Here is a 16780-nt window from a genome sequence, read left to right on the forward strand (position 1 = left end):
ATAAATCATTTTGTACGTGCGGTTTTAAGCTGTTTTATGATGGTATCGATATTTGGTTTGATATGCGATCTGGTTTGCTTCCAGAGGTCTTCAAACGTCTCTACCATATCTTCTAAATGTGGTTGTTCGCTCTTATTTGGTGCTACTCCAGAAGGTTTAGTTTTACGACCACCAATGAGTATTAACATTGTTTTTGTGACAGCACCTTGCTTGTTATAGAGCTTGTAGCTGTTCATATTAATCACATCATCCACTTTGTAATGACGATACAGCCAGTTGAAAAACGGGCGATATTTTGCAAAGAGACCATCGTCGCCAAAATAGACGTGACCCATTATTATGATTGCTGCTTTACCATCATCTTTCATCGTGTAAAGTGCCAATCCAGCCATCAAGTGTTCCAGGCGAATATGGTTTGCTAATCCGCGATGCTTATTAAAGTATTTCTGAATGATGCGTTCTTTATCAAACTTAGAATCATCCCAACTCGCAAAAGGCGGATTAGTTACCACCACATCGTGAACTTTGTGCATCATTTCCGGAAAAGGTTGTGCTGCGTTGTCAGAAGTGATTCTCCCAAAACCTTGGTGTTCCAAAGATTGTTTTCGGCTTTTATCAATCTCGTTTACGTGTGTGATTCTTGGATTTGCTCCAACAAGTAGTAACCCATTTCCAGCACTTGGTTCAAAGATGAACTCGGCTTCATCCATTCCCGTGTATTGTGCCACGATGGCTCCGATAGGACAAGGCGTAGAATATTGTTTGTAGAGCTCTTTGCTGCTGTCAGAATACGCATACGTTGGTTGCACCTTGTTCCAAAATAGCACCATCTTTTTCAGTCGTGTTTCAAATGGGATGGGTTCTCTGTAGAGCATTTTGTACCACAACAACCAACTCAATTCCACCGCTTCCCAAAGTGCGCCCATAGTTGGTGCGTTGGTTTCTTCTCTGAGCTTTTCAATCTTCTTTTTTGATAGGCGTTCCGCTTTCGCGAAAGTGGTATGCATAATAGCAATGACCTTATCTAAATAGTCATTAGGTTCTTGCTTCTTTTCTTTTTTAGGTTTAGGTTCTGGAAGTGATTCTTCGACCTCTAAATCCTTGTTCATATAATCCTGAATGACCAGTTTGGATCTTTCTAATCGACTTATTTCCCATTCAATATCATTGAAAGCTTCTTTGGACTGCTTATCGGTTCTTGGCTTGTTCGTATTAGGGTTGACTAATTCCAATTTTTTTTCAACCAATTCCATTAATAATGAATCCATAATCATAATGCCTTTTGCTAAATCTGCAATAGGTCTAGAATGTTCTACCGCAGACCACCATTGATGCCTGTCATCATAAGCGCCTATTTGAGAAGCTAAAGTTGACACACTTTTATAGCCAGTGTGGACGTTTACATAGGGATAATCTAAATCTGTAGGATAGCCGATTTCTTCAAACGCCTCACGACCGCGACTTTCCCACTCACGAAGTACGGTAGAACGATTGACGCTGATTCCATAATCATTAGGATGCGCCATTTGCGAGAGGCGAAATAAATCTAATCCAGAAGCCTGCTCAATAGTTTCGTCTGTAATGTTGTAGAGTCGCTTAAACTTCATTCTCATAAAGTTGGCGTCACTCAAATTAAGTCCACCAGATTGAAATGGTTCTCCAGCTTTGGTTGGTACTAAAACATTGGGAACGATATGATCGCGATTAAAAATATCTTTTGATAAGGATAGCGTTTTAGGAATCGCTTCTTTCAGATGGAAAAGAGGCAACTCGAGCGATTGATTCAAGCGATTGATTTCCATTAACGCCATTGTGCGAGTTGAAAATGTCAAATCAAAAATCCAATCCTTAAAGTTTTGTAGCGCTTTTAAAAGTTCGTTTTTAAAACGGAGGTCGCTGGATTGTTCCTTCGCATCCTCTAAATCTAAAATGGTGGTGGCTATAATGGTTTCATCTTCTCCTTCAAGTGTGTCTTCTAAAATTACAAGTTTGCTGAGAACTTCATTTAAAATCTCACGAGTAGAAATCTTACGCTCTTTATCAGTTCTGTAACCAGGCTCATTTTCTGTAGCGTCTTCTTCAAGAGTTTCTTCGTTTTCAGTTTTGCTATAATCTATAGGAAGGTCGTTTTCTACTTCCTTAGCAGGCTCGTTTTCTATTTCCGTTTTCTCATCGACTTTAAAACGATTTATGATTTGCCCTTTGTCATATATAATGCGGGCTTTGCGCTTATAGTTTCTTGGAGAGACTTCGACGTTTTGCAAATCGTCTCCATATTTGGTAATGGCATATTGAGTGGCAATTTGCATTGCGACCTTCTTATAGGGATCAAATAACACATACTCATTCTTCTCGGCTTTTTCTTTACCTCGATAGGAAATCGTAACAAAACTGAATTTGCTTTTGTCAATGTTTTCCAAGGAAGGTTGAAACGATGGATACATCGAAACCGTTTTCCAATCGTCGCCACGAGAAAACGCATCTCCTAAGGAAGTAGCAAAACTTTTATAGGCTGGATGTGCGTCTGCATACCAGGTGTTTTTCTTCTTTAAAACCTCGCGAAAGCCCAATTCTAATAGGAAGGTCGAAAACTCTTTGGGTAGGTTTTCACCGAATAGCAATTCAATTGCGTTTTTCTTTTCGTTCTCTGTAATCGTTACCTGCATCTGTATTGGGAATAGGAAAACTCATCGCTATAGGAGGCTCGTTTTCTCTTTGATTTAGGATAAATATAGATTTGAGAGTCGCGTGAATGACCTTACAGAAATGTACTTCGGTACGTCGGGATTATTTTGAAATTACGCTGAAATGGTTAATCGTAGGAAAGGCAAGGGTTCTGAATTTATGGGTGGGATAAATTAGTAAGATTATAGCGGTACTTGATGGAATTCCTTATTAGAAATTGTTGATAAGGGTTGATAAGTCCTAGTGATAAGCTTTTGAGCAAAATTGAATTTTGGCTATTTTTAGAATGAATAATAAACTAGATAGTTATGGGCATTAAAACAGGACCTAAAAGAATCGCAAAATCTACTGGAAAACCAGATAGACGACAAAGAGACAATAAAAGCACACCAGGAAACACTCCTTCCTTAAAACCACATAAGCATAAGAAAGGAGATTAATTCTGTAATCATTAAATGAATGCTTCTTGAGAGTAACTGAGCTTCTTTTGAGTCCAGCTATCTTTAATCCAAACCGATTTGATTGCATTCTTCCCAATTCGGTTAATTAGTGTTTTATCCTTAATTTGGTGGTTAATTATATCCAACCACTCAGGAACCTCACTCGCCACAAATCCATTCTCACCATCACTAATTAGTTTTGAAGTAGGATGGTAAATAGAAGCTACTATTGGAATACCGAAAACGGAAAGCTCCAATAATAATTGGTTGTTTTGGTTTCTGGTAAACAGCCCTTCCTTGGCAGGTAGTAAAACGACATCCAGTTGCAGACTATTCAGTTTTTCAAAATAGTCCAAGAAGGAAACAGAATCGTGTATTTCACAATCTATTTCTTTGAGGATTAAATCTCCTTCCAGAGAAGAATGGGGCTTGCCGAGACATACAAATTGAATTTTCTCTCCAAAAGTTTTTCTCATTTTAAAAAGGACTTCCTTAAGAGATAGCAAATCTTCTTCATTTGGTTTTATTAAGCCTACTCGTAATTTCTCTGAAGTGTTTCTTGTAAGTGGTGGCATTTCTTCATAGCCATATCTGGAGACTAAACTAGGAAGGTATTGCACAAACGTATTTGCGTTTTCTAAACGGTCGTCAATGAATCGCTGCAAGAACTTTTGAAAAGCTTCATTGGCTACAGTCACGATATCCATTAGACCCAAATTATTTTCTAGGCACTTTAGTTTGTCATTAGTTAGCTTTCGCGAAAGCGGAATTGAAACAGGTATTGCAAAATAATTTCTATCTAAGTCCATTACTAATTGAACCGAAGGATTGAGTGTTTTAATGGCTTGCATCAAATAAGTCACATCACTAAAAAGCGCAGGGAAAATGATGTAATCTGCCCAGGTAATTAAACGCTCATCCAGCTGATTAACAAAATCAGAGAATTTCCTTGAGAAGTCATTGGTCTCGATACTAGTAATAATCGCCTTATGCGTATCTGTTTTATTGATTTCTAATGCAGGTGTTATCATTCTATAATAACCTGTCGCATTGAGTTTGGGACTCACATAAAGCAGATGAATTTTATCATCTGCTTCTATATTATATCGCTGGTCAAAAATGTTTTTAGGATTGAGCTTCGCTTGTAATTCTTTGATCGTTCTCATTATGTAGTTTCAAGTGAGTTCTCAATACCTTCATAAAATTTTGCGATGCGCTGTCCGGTTGCTTTGTCATAAATCTCGATGGTACCAGCTAGCGGACCATATTGTTTTATCTTTTTTCTGAAACGTTCCATACCAGTTTCTTTGCTACGTGTTCTTGATAGTTTGTGCTTCCAATCTATTGAATACATTGTTCTTACGTTGCCGTCTTTGAACCAGACAATCATTTTTGTAAATGAATCTTGTCCTAGTTTCCATCCTTTGCTTTGTGCCATTATTTGAAATATTTAATTAGTGAATTAAGTGGGATTTGTTTGATGAACTCTTCATTTTGAAAAGCCCTAACCTGGACTTTATCGTCCTTGAGATGAATCCAAATACGGACGCTTTCTTCATCAATACGATTGGCTTCTGCAAACTCTTTGAGATATTGTTTGATGCTAAAGGCAACTTTATTCTGTACGTTATCCAATTGTGCCAATTGCTCTTCCATAAAGAAATACGTGAGTTCTTCTGTAGGTATGGCACTTACAGGCTTGCTCTGATTATACAGAAATGAGCGTATGATGTGATCTTTTTGGAAAATCCTAATGTAGAGACGATCCTTCGGAATTTGAAGTCTGTGAGAAATGTAGTTGGTGCGATTTGTGATATTTTTCGTAACCATATTTTCGTAGCCGAAAATATCAACCGTCAAATCGGTTAATGCACCTTTGAGTTTTTTGCTCAAAGACGCATCATTTTTTTTAAATGGGTTCATTTTTTAAGTATTAAGTTGTAAATATTTGTGTGTAGAATGATTTAAAACGGAAGCGTGAAAGGTGTTCAACAACTCTGGTTGACCTAATTTGCTGATTCTGGTTTCGCAAGATCTAAATAGCTCAAGACGAGGTTTTTGTTTTGCAGTTTCTTTTTTCTCATTGTTAAGAAAACGACGAATTTGGGCTTGTAAAATCAGTTTTAACCGAACCTCGTATTCTCTTTTCTTCTGTTTTTGGTACCAGATTCTGGTTCCAGTAAAACCTGATGGATTTTTTGGGTCAAAGTATTTGTCTGGGAGCTGGACGTATCGTCTTGTTGGGTCTTTGGCAATGTATTTTTGAACAATTCCTAAGCGACTTACGTAAACTTCGTGGACGTTTTGTAATTGTTTGTCAGAGACAGGCTCGTACCACAGATAAAGCAGTTTCAGCGCGGTTTTCTCTTGACTTTGGGTAAGGTAATGGTCTTTGTAGATGGTATTTCGCGCCAGTTTCCAAAAGGACTTGACGTAAAATGATAGGGAAGCGGAACGAGCCTGATCGACGCCTGAAATTTCGGCGCCAGTTTGATCTGTGGCTCGTGATTTCCGCTCTATTTCCCCTGCATCATTATTTTTTTTTGGGTCTATTTTTCCTGTGTATCCTGTAAAAGTGTTACTAGTAGCGTTGCGTGACTCATAACCGTTTGTGAGTGGTAACGAACTCGCTTTAGTCTTCAACTTATCAACGCCTATTATTATATTATTTATGTAACCATTGTTACTAGTATCTGTATGAGGACAAGTTGTCGTTTTAGAATTTTTAAAAAACTGATTATCAGTAGATTTTGATTTTTCAGTTTGAAGCTCTTTTTTAGGCTTATTAACGGCTTTTACACCACCTATCAACAATATATTTGGGTTGATAAAAAGCTCGTAACCAGAGTTGGAACCGTGCCATATCTTTTTAGTGATGATATTAGCTTCTATGAGACGTTTGAGGTGTCTCTGGATGGTTCTTGTGCTTGCTTTGGCACGTTTTGCCAATTGCACGTTATTAGTCTTTAATGGAGGTAAATTCTGTAAATCTATGGCAGCTATACTATTTGCCTTCAGTAAGGATATAGAATAAATCTTAATGATCTCTTGAGTGGTTAAGATCATTGCCTGTCTTATATGCGAAGAGAGGTTTTTTGTGCTTGCATTATGCTGGTTAACGTAACCTTCTAAAGCATTAAATGCGATTGAGTATTGTATGATGGCCATTGTTTAGACAATAGCCAGTAATCAGCTTTTTGCTGTCTGTACTGGTAATTTGAATGAAGTGCCCGTTTGAGCATCTTAATTTTTAAGCCTCGTTGAATAGTATCTCTGTTCGTTTCTTAATAGAAGATCGCTTTTCTTCTTTTTCTTCTATAAGGTCAAGACACAATTCATAAATAATTTCTACACTACTGGGTCTGATAGATTGTAGTCTAAAAAACTTGGTAATCGTGGGGCGTGATAATTGTGTTTTGCTTTTTATGACGTTCACGGGACTATCATAAAGCTTTTCCATCCTGAGAACCACCTTTTTAATATCTTCTGTTAGGTACATTAATTAAATGTTTAATAAATTAATTGACAACATATTGTAAATAAAATATAAATAAAACATCATTTACACTTTATTTGATGCCAAATATACTTAATATTGCATTTCAATTAACATAATAATCTAAAATAATGTTGTTTTAAAAACAATAAAGTAAATAACGTATTGATAAATAGATAGATATAGATGAAAGAAAATCCCCAGTATGATGAGATAGACCTCAAATTTGTAAATGCAGTAGATGAAGTGATCGCTGTAAATTCTGAGTTAGGCATTAAACCCAACAATGATAGCTCAATCGGCAAAGAGGTATATCCCACTAATAGAAGTATAGTTTCTGCAGTAAGAAGTAGATCGAAGCATATTCCGCATTTAGCGCTCATCAATTTTGCTAAACGTTTTAATATAGATATGAATTATTTTTATAATGAAACACCATTGATGTATCAGCCTCCATCTATCACAAATATTACTGTCAAGGGCAATAGTATTCAAAGCACAGGAAATAATTCAACAAATATTAATGCAGGAAAAGGAAAAATTCAAGGTATTTATACAGCAGAAACTGGATCCACAAATACTCTTGTAGAGGTTGTAGAGGTCAACACAATGATTAATAATTTCATTTCTCAAATAGATGGTGAACGCGTAAAACAATTCTTGACTATAATTTCAAAAATACAAATGGAGAGCAAATCTTCTTCTGATAAATTAGAACGTATTTTAATTGAGAAATCAGAAGAAATAAAGGAAATGCGCATTTCATTTAAAAAAGAGATGAGAGAGTTAAGAGAAGAGCTAAAAGAGACGCGTGATAAACTAGATGTTTCTCTAAAAAGAGAAGTGGATTTATTAAGAGAGCTATTAAATGAAAGGAAATGAGCTTTATTATAGAGCAAAAGGATTCAAAGTCATTAGATGATTTTAGTCCAGAAGAACTTCAGTTGATCAAAATGACAAGAAATCAAAAGTTTCAGTCATTGAGAATCGTAAAACGTAACGGTCGAATTGATATGATTGAAGGTGTCGAACGTATCGAGGACAGAACTAAAATAGTAGACATCCTTAAACAACACGATTATCAGAATATTGAAATTAAACAAAGCGATGGTAGAATCGTCTTGATTAACAGAACAGTAAAAACAAAGGTTAAGTAAACCAATTAAAGCAACTGAGTAGAGTCATCGGAAATACCGAAGCGATGCTACGAGATCATAAGGATCACTATTTCAGATTCAATTGTAACCAATAAGTAATGGAGCGATTGATAAGAAAATTAAGATGTCTAACTCAATTGCAGTAGAAGAAAAACCTACTTTTAAGAAATATGATGCTGAATGGCTTCAAAAGTTTGATGGCTTCGAAGATTATTCAGATAAGAAAGTAGAAGAGACAATAAACCAGTTAGAAGAATTTGCAAAAGTACTTTGTGAGCATCTTCAAAATAGTAGTTAAGCATATGAAAGACCAAACAATATTTGATCAGTTTGCCAAAAAAGGTAAAGGACAAAAATTACGAACAGATGGTAAAGCTGTTATATACACAAGAGTATCTACCAAAGAACAGGCAGAGAACAACGCCAGTTTAGAAACTCAATTAAAGTACTGTAAGGAGCTTGCAAATAAAAAAGGACTTGAGGTAAGTGAGTATTTTGGAGGAACCTATGAGTCAGCTAAAAGTGATGAGCGTAAGGAATTTCAAAAGATGCTTAATTATGTAAAGCGAAGAAGTAACGTAGGCTATATCATTGTCTATTCTTACGATAGGTTTTCAAGGACTGGAGCTAATGGCGCTTACATAAGTGATCAGTTAAAAAGACAAGGTATTGTCACAATATCAGCTACCCAAGAGGTTGATACTTCTACAAGTGCAGGATCATTCCAACAGAACCTTTACTATATGTTTTCTCAGTTTGATAATGAATTGAGAAGAGATAAATCTGTGTCTGGAATGCAAGAGAAACTTCGCAAAGGACATTGGACAGGCGCATATCCGTTTGGCTACACAAATGCCAATCCAGGAAAAGGAAAAACTCCCAAATTTGTTATTACAAAAGAAGGAAGGCTATTGAAGCAGGCTTTCTTGTGGAAAGCAAACAGCAATATGTCTCACGTTGAAATCGCAAATAAATTACAGGAGAAAGGGCTTAAAATAAATGATAAGAGATTGAGCGTTTTATTTAGAAATCCATTCTATTGTGGACTTATAGTTAATAGCCTCATACCAGGAGAAGTTATTGAAGGCAATCATCAGCCTATGATTACTAAAGAGTTATTTCTTAAAATTCATAACCTATTGAATACAGGAACTGAGACCAGAAAATACTGCGTAGATGATGAAAACTTACCTCTGAAAACATTCTTGAAGTCCACAACTTGTGGAACTCCTTACACAGGGTTTATCGTAAAGAAAAAAGGGCTTTACTATTATAAGAATCGTCGTAAGGGAAGTAAGGAGAATAGAAGTGCTAAGAAACTACATCAAGAGTTTTTAGAGCTTTTAGAGACCTACAAGCTAAAGGATAAGAAGTTTGTAGCACCATTAAAGGAAATGGTTTACGACACTTTTGTAAGTATGAATGAAGAAGCCATTAAAGAGACCAAAGAACTATCAAGTGGTATAATCGCTATTGAAATGAAGTTAGATCGTTTAGAAGAGCGCTATGTCTTTGAAGAAATAAATAAGTCTCAATATGATAGATTTAGGACTAAGTTGGTAGCAGAAGTTAATCAAAAAAAGAAAAATTTATCAAAACATAGCTTCGATAGTTCTAACCTTAAGAAGTCGATAAATATTGCATTGAAGTATGCACTTAATCTACCGCTATTATGGAGCTCTGGAGATATTGAAGTCAAAAGAAAACTTCAATATATGGTCTTTCCTGATGGTTTAGGGTATGACTTCCAAAACAAGAGAGTTCAAACTTTTAGAGTGAACTCAATTTTTGCTCAAATAGCCTGTTTATCAGATACATTAGAGGGAAATAAAAAAGGGAACTTTCAAAATAATATTGAAAATTCCCGTTTAGTGACCTCGACAAGATTCAAACTTGTAACCTCTTGAGCCGTAATCAAGTGCGCTATTCAGTTGCGCCACGAGGCCGAATTCCAAAACAAAACGCTTATTGTTTCGGGGTGCAAATATATAAAAATCTTATATATCTATCCTACCAAAATTTAAAAAAATTTTAGCATTTGTTAGTATTTTCTTGGGAACGATTTAAAAATGTAAGAACTAACTTTATAAAAAACCAAAATCATGATAGACAAACAACAAGATCTTCCTAAATTTATTAAGGATACAGACAACCAAAAAGAAGAAAATTACATTCTTCAGGATAATAAAAAAACTAAATTTGGAGCAACTTTTATTATCATAATAGTAGCAGTACTAATTTTAGCAGTAGTTGCAAGTTCAATGTTTATTACTTGGGAATAGTTTAAACTATTTCTGCACTTAAACCTGCATCTAAAAGCATACTGCAGCGCGGTTTTAACTCGTCTAAAGGACCAGTTTTTACCGTGCATTTACCTTTGTAGTGCACTATTATTGAACATTGCTCTGCTTGCTCTGGCGTATGGTCACAGGCGTACATAAGTGTATTTATTACGTGATCAAAAGTATTAACCTCGTCATTAAACAACACAATTTGATTATTGAGCAATTCCTGTTCTAGGACATCTACCTCTTCTTTATATTTTTCCTCAGTACTCATAATATCTACTCTTTCTTTATAAAATGGGCGGCAACCCAATTGTTCTTCTCTTTATTTTCAACGAATTCTAAATTCAAATTATTGCAACATTCAGTTATCAATGGCAAATCTTCTAAGTAAAAACCACTTAAAAACAATGAGGCATTTACTTTCATTGCATTAGCATATACATGCATATCATTTAATAGAATATTTCTATTTATGTTCGCAATAATAGTATCATACTTAGTAACTTCTGAAATAGTACTAGCATCACCAAGTGCTATATTTATATAACTGCAGTTATTGCGGGCTACATTTTCTTTACTATTCTCAACACACCACTCATCAATATCAATAGCATCAATAGTCGTTGCTCCTCGCATACTTGCTAAAATTGCAAGTACTGATGTTCCACAACCCATATCTAAAACCGTTTGATCTTTTAAGTCAGTCTCTAATAGAAACTTTAAAATCATATAAGTGGTCTCGTGATGACCTGTCCCAAAACTCATCTTTGGTTCAATCACAATTTCATAAGGCACATTATACTCTTTATGAAATGGTGCTCTAACTGCACATTGATCACTCACCACAATAGGATCAAAATTTTTCTCCCATTCAGAATTCCAATTAACTTGAGCGATATCTCTTTGCCCATATGTTATTTCAAATTCATCAGATTCTAGAATGAATATATCAGATAAAATATCCTCACGCCATTCCTCTTTTTGAATATATGCTTGAACGCCATCTTCATTTTCCACAAAGCTTTCAAACCCTGCAGCACCTAACTCGGCTATTAAAATTTCAGTACCAGGTTGTAATGGCGAAATCTTAAAATCGTATTCTATATATACTTGACTCATAATTATTTACCTGACACTTTAATAGGTCGCAAAATTATTGCTAACTAACCTAAATAGATATTATTTTATAAAACTTTAACTTTTAAGCAAACGCATTTACAATAGCCATAAAATCATCGGCTTTTAATGCAGCACCACCTATCAAACCACCATCAACATCTTCTTTACTGAAAATTTCAGCAGCATTACCTGGCTTAACACTTCCTCCGTAAAGAATCGACACTTTTTCTGCTACATCGTTACCAAAGGCGTCTGAAACAAGATTTCTAACAAATTTATGCATTTCCTGTGCTTGCTCTGGGCTAGCTGTTTCACCTGTTCCAATAGCCCAAACCGGCTCATATGCCAACACTATTGAATCCCAATTTGCAGCTTTAATATGAAACAATCCTTCTTGTAATTGTTCTTTCACAATATTAAAATGATTGTCGTTTTTACGCTCTTCTAACTCTTCTCCAAAACAGAAAATAGCTGTCATATCATTCTCTAAAGCTGTATCAACTTTAGCTGCAAGTATTTCGTTAGTTTCCCAAAACATTGCTCTACGCTCGCTGTGTCCTAAAATAACCGTAGTGACTCCCACGCTTTTTAACATAGTTGCAGACACCTCACCTGTAAATGCTCCTGAAGTTGCTTGATGCATATTTTGAGCAGCCACCGCAATTGGGTAAGTTCTTAAAGACTCGAAAGCATTGTACAAATTAGTAAAAGCAGGTGCAACAATAACCGCCACATCTTCAGGAATTACTTGAGTTTTCAACCCCGAAAGCAACTCCATAGTTTTGTCTAATCCATTATTCATTTTCCAGTTTCCGGCTACAATTTGTTTTCTCATGTCGTAAAATTTACGCTTAATATTAATTATTATTTTTCTGAAATAGCACTCAACTCAAGCGCTTTTCGTAGTCTAAAGTCGTTGGCCTCTATTGCTCTATAAACAACAATTTTACCCAAAGAATCCACCATTATATATCGTGGAATCCAATCTAAATCTATTGCGTCACAAAAGGGGCTTTTCCATCCAGCAGAAACAAAATAATGCTCCCCTTCTATACTGTATTTTTTAATTCCTCTTTTCCAACTTTCTTTTGTTTTATCGAGTGATAAAAATACAAATACTGCATCTTTAAATTCCTCTTGCAATGCTTTAACTTTTGGCATCCCAACAATACAATCCCGACACCATGAAGCCCAAAGATCAATTAATATTGTTTCCCCTTTGTGCGCTTCTAATATTGATGAAAACACTACCTGTTTATCTTCCTGCGATATAAAAACATCATTTAAAGCTTCCTTCGGAAATACTACAAGATCTTGGCCTTGCGAACAACTTGTAAAAATGATTGCACAGAATAACAGAATATATCTCATATTATTTAAGCCTTTTTAAATTACGCTCTAATTTTAGGATCAAGCCATCCATAGAGTATATCTACAAATATATTGATTAGTATAAAGAGGGAGGCTATTACAATTACAGTCCCCATTATTACTGGTAAATCACTTTTATTTAATGCGTCTACTATTTCTTTTCCAATTCCGTTCCAACCAAAAATAAATTCTACAAACACAGCACCAGCTAACATTGAAGCAAACCATCCTGAAATTGCTGTTACCACTGGATTTAAAGCATTTTTGAGAGCGTGTCTTCTAATAATGGTACTCATAGATAACCCCTTTGCTTTCGCTGTACGAATATAATCCTGACTCAATACTTCAAGTAAAGAATTTCGCATCAATTGACTTACTACTGCAAGGGGACGAATTCCTAATACTACTGCAGGCAATATTAAGTTTTTCCACTGTATATATTTTCCGTTTCCAAAATCGTCTACTTCATATAAACTACCAGTCATATTCAAACCTGTGTATTCGTGCAATAGGAATCCGAAAAACCAAGCAAACAGAATGGCACTAAAGAATGATGGAACACTCATCCCAAAAGTGCTTATTAGTTGGATTAATTTATCGAGCCAACCATCTTTGTCCACAACTGAAATAACACCTAAAAAAACACCTAAAAACATTGCAATCACTATAGACGAGATCGCTAATATAAATGTATTAGGTAGTGTTTCGGAAATTACAGCACTTACTTTCTTTCCGCTTTTTTGAAATGATTCTCTTAAATATGGGAATTTTATAACAGTTGTCACATTTCCGAAGGAAAATAAAGGTATTGCTGAATATTTTTGCTCTTTTAAATAAGTATAATCTTCTGGGTTTGTGCTATGAAATGAGATAGGCGATAAATCGTTTACGTAAAGTACATATTGATCCCAAAGTGGTTTGTCTAAACCGTACTTTTTTTCAACCGCAGCAACTTGTTCAGCATTTTGATTTTGCCCTAACATATCTTTTGCAGGATCTGCGTTTAGCACCATAAACAACATAAAAATAACCGTAACTACTCCAAAAAGTGTTAAAAGCGCATAGCCTATTTTTTGAAGTATATACCTAACCATCGGTTACTGCTTAACTTGATCTATCGTTAGCACTTTATATTCAAAGTCGTCGCCAAAAAGAAGCTTCGCGTATTCTTCAATAGTTTGGTCATAGCCAGCTTCAACACGACGCTTGTTAACATTTTCTGGATCTTCAATAGGCCAAATAAATTCATCTCCATTAATTGTGGATCCTTGAGTTCCATAAATTTGTGGTTTATCCTGCCCCATCAAATAACGATCTTCCATCATCGCAACAAGTCTGAATGGAATTTCACCTTCTTTTCCAGCTTTTTTAATCATAGGAAGATACTTTTCTATTTGGTCTGGGTTGTGTTGTAACACATACCAAGCTGCTGTATTGGTTGGTTCACCAACAATAGATTTTCCTGGATAACCTTTAGCATCAAAATAATCTGCAACAAATTTCAAATTAGTTGCATCAATTACTTCTTGCATACGCCATAAACTGTCGATGTTTTCAGTTCCATCTTGCATCATTTTACGATATTTCTGATCTAAAACAGCTATACTATCTAATCGTTTTTTAAGCTCAAAGTCCATTGATGGAATTGCTCCCTCTTGTTCATTTAATTGAAGTTTATCAGCGTCATTAAAATGAAGTTTTTGAGTAATAGTACCTTTTTGAAGTTCAATAATACCTGGATTACTTCTTACAATAGTTTTTAATGTAGTCATGTCACAGAAATAGAAATCAAAATTAAGATGGTATTTCTCTGTTAATTTTTCAGTTTCTTCAGTAGATGAAGCTGACATACCAATAACCTTATACCCTAGCTTTAAGGCTTTATCAGTTGCTATTTTCAAAGGTATAAACCCGTCATTTTCAGCATTGTCAAGGTTGTAAGCCATAACCACTATTAGGTTTTCTGTGCTTAAAAAATCTTCCGTGAAATCATTTCCATCTCGTTCAATACTAAAATCGTGCACTGGTGGCTCATAAGCTTCTTGAATTACTTCAGTTGTAGCACTTAAAAGTTCTCCTTCAATTCCTGGATCTTCTCCTAAATTGACTACAACTTTTTCTTCACCATTAACATTATATACCCACGTATATTCATAAATAGGCTTAGGTGCGTCTGGAGGAGTTTCCATTCCTTCTTTAATATTTTTACCTATAGCATAAGCTCTAAAATCTACTATTGGCAAATGCATTAATACATGGTAACCTAACCAAAGACAAAGAATAAACGATATAAATACAATAAAACTACGTGAGAATTTCGTGAAAAACGGCTGTATGTATTTTTGTCCATAGAACAAAAACAAAATTAACACTAGCAATACTACATCCTTCGTAAAAGACTCCCAAGGTGTTAGTTTTAAAGCATCTCCAAAACATCCACAATCTGTAACTTTATTGAAATACGCAGAGTAAAAAGTAAGAAATGTAAACCCTACGATAAGTACTAATAAACTCCACAGTGTAAACTTTTTAGCGTAACCTACAATCAACATTACACCTAACAATACTTCAAAAATAACTACTGCTACAGCAATTAATAATGCAAAAGGGACTAAAAACTCTAGATTTAAAACCTCTGGAGCAAAGTAATCACCTAACTTAAATGAAAATCCTACTGGATCATTTAGCTTGATTAAACCACTAATTATAAATAAAACTCCAACAAAAATTCTGGCTACTCCTACAAGTATTTTCATAATGTATTTTTAATATTTGTTTTCCTTAAGCTGCTTTTAAATGAATAAGTGCAAACACTGCATAGTTTATCATATCCTGATAATTAGCATCTATCCCTTCACTTACTAATGTTTTACCTTGATTGTCTTCAATTTGCTTTACTCTAAGTAATTTCTGTAAAATCAAATCGGTTAAGCTACTCACTCTCATATCTCTCCAAGCTTCACCATAATCGTGATTCTTATCGAGCATTAATTGCTTTGTAATAGCAACTTTTTCATCATAAGCTTGGGTTGCTTGCTCTAAAGTTAAATCTGGCTGTTCCACAACACCAAGTTCTAATTGCACTAATGCCATTATTGAATAATTAATTATCCCAATAAATTCTGAAACTTGACCTTCATCAACTCGTTGCTCTTTGTTTTGCTGTAAACCCCTTATTCTTTGTGCTTTTATAAATATTTGATCTGTCAATGACGGCAATCTCAATATACGCCACGCACTTCCATAATCCTTCATTTTATTAATAAACAATGATCTACACATTTCAATTACATCATTATATTGTTTAGAAGTATCTGCCATAATATCGCTAAGTTTTCCGTAAATTTCGGGTAAATTAATCACATTTAAAAATTGCGCACAATCAACTGTAAAGGTACATTAATTGACCTCTCTTCACCAACCGTGATGGGGATAATAAATGTTACGCCGGATAGCTTTTACGATGGTGGACAAACCACAAATATTGAGGACATAACTAGCCAGGCAAGTAAAATGCTTCTAGCTGGAGCTCAATTTCTAGATATAGGAGGCTATAGCTCACGCCCAAATGCAAAGGATATTAGCGAAGCCGAAGAACTTGAAAGAGTGATTCCAGCAATTGAAGCAATCGTCCATAAATTCCCTGAAGCAATTATTTCCATTGACACTTTTAGAAGCGCTGTTGCTAAAAAAGCAATTGATGCTGGTGCGGCTATAATTAATGATATTAGCGCAGGTTTACTTGATTCTGAAATGCTACAGACCGTTGCCCGTTTGCAAGTTCCATACATAATGATGCATATGAAAGGAACACCGCAAACAATGAAAGAACTTTGCAGTTATGACAATATAACTAAAGAAGTAATCTTCTATTTTTCAGAACGAGTTGCTGAAGCTCGAAAACTTGGTATAAACGATATAATAATTGATCCAGGTTTTGGATTTACTAAAACTGCTCAACAGAGTTTCGAATTATTAAACAATCTCGAATTATTGAGCGCTCTTGATGTTCCAATTTTAGCTGGAGTTTCAAGAAAAAGTATGATTTATAAAACATTGAACGTTTCGGCTAAAGATGCACTCAACGGAACCTCAGCCTTGCATATGGTTGCTTTAGAAAAAGGAACATCAATCTTAAGAGTCCACGATGTTGCAGAAGCAGCTGAATGTATCACACTTTTTAAGCATCTTAAAAAAACAGCTTTCTAATAAATATTTTACATT

At 35.1% G+C, this 16780-nt stretch carries 19 protein-coding genes and 1 tRNA gene; 7 read left to right on the plus strand and 13 right to left on the minus strand.

The window, feature by feature from the left end; all coding sequences use genetic code 11:
• Window positions 1-5 precede the first annotated feature (5 nt).
• Window positions 6-2666, minus strand: a complete 2661-nt coding sequence (locus tag GBH57_RS08595) for an N-6 DNA methylase (RefSeq protein WP_151674090.1) — start codon at window positions 2664-2666, stop codon at window positions 6-8.
• Between the two features lie 327 nt (window positions 2667-2993).
• On the opposite strand from GBH57_RS08595, the gene GBH57_RS16295 reads away from it, so the two are divergent.
• Entirely contained in the window at window positions 2994-3125 is a 132-nt protein-coding gene (locus tag GBH57_RS16295; protein WP_256867456.1) for a hypothetical protein, read from the plus strand.
• An 11-nt stretch (window positions 3126-3136) separates the two neighbouring features.
• Here GBH57_RS16295 and GBH57_RS08600 read toward each other — a convergent pair whose 3' ends face one another.
• From GBH57_RS08600 to GBH57_RS08615, 4 genes are read right to left on the minus strand one after another with little or no spacing between them, the layout of a single operon-like run.
• Window positions 3137-4291, minus strand: coding sequence for a glycosyltransferase family protein (locus GBH57_RS08600; protein WP_174844034.1), 1155 nt, complete (start codon window positions 4289-4291; stop codon window positions 3137-3139).
• Entirely contained in the window at window positions 4291-4563 is a 273-nt protein-coding gene (locus tag GBH57_RS08605; RefSeq protein WP_151674091.1) for a hypothetical protein, read from the minus strand. The genes GBH57_RS08600 and GBH57_RS08605 overlap by 1 nt, the downstream gene beginning before the upstream one ends.
• Entirely contained in the window at window positions 4563-5048 is a 486-nt protein-coding gene (locus tag GBH57_RS08610) for a hypothetical protein (RefSeq protein ID WP_151674092.1), read from the minus strand. Before GBH57_RS08610 ends, GBH57_RS08605 begins: the two co-directional genes overlap by 1 nt.
• A gap of 3 nt (window positions 5049-5051) precedes the next feature.
• Window positions 5052-6191: a hypothetical protein gene (locus tag GBH57_RS08615; RefSeq protein WP_235904675.1), complete on the minus strand. Its 1140-nt coding sequence runs from the start codon at window positions 6189-6191 to the stop codon at window positions 5052-5054.
• A gap of 616 nt (window positions 6192-6807) precedes the next feature.
• Here GBH57_RS08615 and GBH57_RS08625 point away from each other — a divergent pair.
• From GBH57_RS08625 to GBH57_RS08635, 4 genes are all read left to right on the plus strand, one after another.
• Complete coding sequence (locus tag GBH57_RS08625; protein ID WP_151674094.1) at window positions 6808-7503, plus strand: hypothetical protein; 696 nt, start codon at window positions 6808-6810, stop codon at window positions 7501-7503.
• Complete coding sequence (locus tag GBH57_RS08630; RefSeq protein ID WP_151674095.1) at window positions 7500-7778, plus strand: hypothetical protein; 279 nt, start codon at window positions 7500-7502, stop codon at window positions 7776-7778. The genes GBH57_RS08625 and GBH57_RS08630 overlap by 4 nt, the downstream gene beginning before the upstream one ends.
• Before the next feature lie 124 nt (window positions 7779-7902).
• Entirely contained in the window at window positions 7903-8076 is a 174-nt protein-coding gene (locus GBH57_RS16010; protein ID WP_161596083.1) for a hypothetical protein, read from the plus strand.
• Window positions 8077-8080: 4 nt separating this feature from the next.
• A complete protein-coding gene (locus GBH57_RS08635; RefSeq protein ID WP_151674096.1) occupies window positions 8081-9685 on the plus strand; it encodes a recombinase family protein in 1605 nt (534 codons plus the stop codon).
• Here the strand turns inward: GBH57_RS08635 and GBH57_RS08640 are convergent.
• A tRNA-Arg gene (locus GBH57_RS08640) sits at window positions 9651-9724 on the minus strand. The genes GBH57_RS08635 and GBH57_RS08640 overlap by 35 nt on opposite strands.
• Before the next feature lie 156 nt (window positions 9725-9880).
• On the opposite strand from GBH57_RS08640, the gene GBH57_RS08645 reads away from it, so the two are divergent.
• Window positions 9881-10060: a hypothetical protein gene (locus GBH57_RS08645; RefSeq protein WP_151674097.1), complete on the plus strand. Its 180-nt coding sequence runs from the start codon at window positions 9881-9883 to the stop codon at window positions 10058-10060.
• A 1-nt stretch (window position 10061) separates the two neighbouring features.
• On the opposite strand, the gene GBH57_RS08650 is transcribed toward GBH57_RS08645, so the two are convergent.
• The 7 genes from GBH57_RS08650 to GBH57_RS08680 form a co-directional block, all read right to left on the minus strand.
• Window positions 10062-10337: an ATP-dependent Clp protease adaptor ClpS gene (locus GBH57_RS08650; protein ID WP_151674098.1), complete on the minus strand. Its 276-nt coding sequence runs from the start codon at window positions 10335-10337 to the stop codon at window positions 10062-10064.
• Between the two features lie 5 nt (window positions 10338-10342).
• Window positions 10343-11185: a 50S ribosomal protein L11 methyltransferase gene (gene prmA, locus GBH57_RS08655; RefSeq protein WP_151674099.1), complete on the minus strand. Its 843-nt coding sequence runs from the start codon at window positions 11183-11185 to the stop codon at window positions 10343-10345.
• Window positions 11186-11267: 82 nt separating this feature from the next.
• Complete coding sequence (gene tpiA, locus GBH57_RS08660) at window positions 11268-12020, minus strand: triose-phosphate isomerase (RefSeq protein ID WP_151674100.1); 753 nt, start codon at window positions 12018-12020, stop codon at window positions 11268-11270.
• 29 nt (window positions 12021-12049) lie between these two features.
• The gene (locus GBH57_RS08665) at window positions 12050-12556 is read right to left on the minus strand and encodes a TlpA family protein disulfide reductase (RefSeq protein ID WP_151674101.1); all 507 of its coding nucleotides are present in this window, start codon (window positions 12554-12556) and stop codon (window positions 12050-12052) included.
• Window positions 12557-12576: 20 nt separating this feature from the next.
• Window positions 12577-13650, minus strand: coding sequence for an ABC transporter permease (locus tag GBH57_RS08670; RefSeq protein ID WP_151674102.1), 1074 nt, complete (start codon window positions 13648-13650; stop codon window positions 12577-12579).
• Window positions 13651-13653: 3 nt separating this feature from the next.
• On the minus strand, window positions 13654-15312 hold the full coding sequence (locus tag GBH57_RS08675) for a BT_3928 family protein (RefSeq protein ID WP_151674103.1): 1659 nt from the start codon (window positions 15310-15312) through the stop codon (window positions 13654-13656).
• Between the two features lie 25 nt (window positions 15313-15337).
• Window positions 15338-15877 carry a DUF1599 domain-containing protein gene (locus tag GBH57_RS08680; RefSeq protein ID WP_151674344.1) on the minus strand — a complete coding sequence of 180 codons (540 nt, stop codon included), beginning with the start codon at window positions 15875-15877 and terminating at the stop codon, window positions 15338-15340.
• 51 nt (window positions 15878-15928) lie between these two features.
• On the opposite strand from GBH57_RS08680, the gene folP reads away from it, so the two are divergent.
• Window positions 15929-16765 (plus strand): dihydropteroate synthase, encoded by an 837-nt coding sequence (folP, locus tag GBH57_RS08685; RefSeq protein ID WP_235904676.1) that lies wholly within the window; start codon window positions 15929-15931, stop codon window positions 16763-16765.
• Window positions 16766-16780 lie beyond the last annotated feature (15 nt).

Origin of the sequence: Patiriisocius marinus (genome assembly GCF_008974325.1) — a bacterium.
GTDB classification, from domain to species: Bacteria; Bacteroidota; Bacteroidia; order Flavobacteriales; family Flavobacteriaceae; genus Patiriisocius; species Patiriisocius marinus.